The 1,859-nt window shown below is 60.3% G+C and carries 1 pseudogene; it reads left to right on the top strand.

Features of this window, described 5'->3' with window-relative positions:
- Positions 1–1,161 precede the first annotated feature (1,161 nt).
- Positions 1,162–1,859 (top strand): annotated as a pseudogene (locus tag ACWCQK_RS42400) (2-isopropylmalate synthase); the annotation flags it as partial.

Raw genomic sequence — 1,859 nt, 5'->3', positions numbered from 1 at the left:
AGGTCTCCTTCACCCACGTCGCGACCGCCTCATCGCCGCGCTGCACCACCCTTGCGAGCCGGGACCTGAGGCGACCAGCCGTGCCAGTGCAGCAAGCCGAATACCTCCCCCAAGCATCACCCCACCCACCCCAACAACCATGAGCAAACACCACTCACCACCACCCACCCCCAACCCAAATCACCCTTATTCACGCACATCTGCGCGAGGGCGAAATGACGACCATCTCGGCTATGACCAAGCACGATCCACCGGGAAGAACAGTCCACTTCCCGGTGCCCGCAAATCGCGGCGGCCGGGTCTGGGGGCACCTTGCTGGGCGTCGAGGCTGGTGATGGCGTAGACACTCACGGGTCTCACGCCGGTCAGTGGGCGTGCGGCGACGGTGGACGCGGATGGACAGGCAGGCTTAGGGAAGGCGATTTCGCCAAGTTCGTCGGCGATCGATCAGCAACAGCGGGAATCCCAAGAATCCCTCCGCCGCCGCCATTCGGCTCGGGAATGTCCACCGTACGTACCGGCGAAGGAAAGCAGGAGCCTAACGACGTCCTATTCCAAACCTTGTGAAGGTTGTCCTTCAGGACCCTTTTCGAAGACGGCGATACTCTGACCGTCCACACCCAGTGCATCCTTGCTAACCCTCACTTCGCCCATGCTTCCTTGATTGCCCACTTAGAAATCCCAAACGGATTGGCCTGCGAATTCACCCGGCTCACCGAGCTCTTCCTTCCATGTTCAGTGCACAAGACCATCTGAAACCTCAGAGAAATAGGACCTTGCAAGAACCCTGGCGAGGAGAGCGTCTCGTTTCAACGCATAAAGATCTCAACGCGACGTTCAGATTGAGCATCTCTACGCGGATTACAACACAGTTCCTAGCCGACGGAGAGCTACGGTTCATCCGAGGAGATCCACAAGGTCGCCACAGGGGCCGTGTCGACTGAGTAGCATTTACTCATGAATCTCGCAGTGAAGCCAGAACATCCTAAGGATGCGTAATCGCATATCAATTTATCAGAGAGGTTTCGGTTTGGATTCCATACGCCATAGCCATGCGGAACTGATGCAGACGGACCGGCTTCTTTGCATATGGGGTCGTGATCATTAACCAGGCAGTCGTCTGCGTTGATGGTGTGACTTTAAGGGAGAAGTAACCTACCCATGTCACTATCGCTGTGGAGCGGCCGCCACATGCCGCTCACCAACACCACGCATTCCCAGAAGTCCTCCGGCATGCCGGTCCATAAATACAGGTCGTACGAGGCGGTGGAGATCCCGGACCGCACCTGGCCGGGCACCCGCATCAGCAGGGCGCCGCGCTGGCTGTCGACCGACCTGCGCGACGGCAACCAGGCACTGATCGACCCGATGTCACCCGAGCGCAAGCGCCGGATGTTCGACCAGCTGGTCAAGCTGGGCTACAAGGAGATCGAGGTCGGCTTCCCGGCCTCCGGACAGACCGACTTCGACTTCGTTCGCTCGATCATCGAAGAGGGCGCCATCCCCGAGGACGTCACGATCTCCGTACTGACCCAGGCCCGCGAGGACCTGATCGAGCGGACAGTGGAGTCGCTGCACGGCGCCTCCCGCGCAACCGTCCACCTGTACAACGCGACCGCCCCGACCTTCCGCCGGGTGGTCTTCCGCGGGTCCAAGGAGCAGATTAGGCAGATCGCCGTCGACGGCACGCGCCTGGTCATGGAGCACGCGGACAAGATCCTGGGCAACGAGACCGTATTCGGCTATCAGTACAGCCCGGAGACTTTCACCGACACCGAGCTGGACTTCGCCCTGGAGGTCTGCGAGGCGGTCATGGACGTCTGGCAGCCCGGACCGGGCCGCGAGATCATCCTGAACCT

Source organism: Streptomyces sp. NPDC002306 (assembly GCF_053593435.1).
Note: the sequence above shows the minus strand (reverse complement) of the source record. Positions and strands in the feature narration are given on the sequence as shown.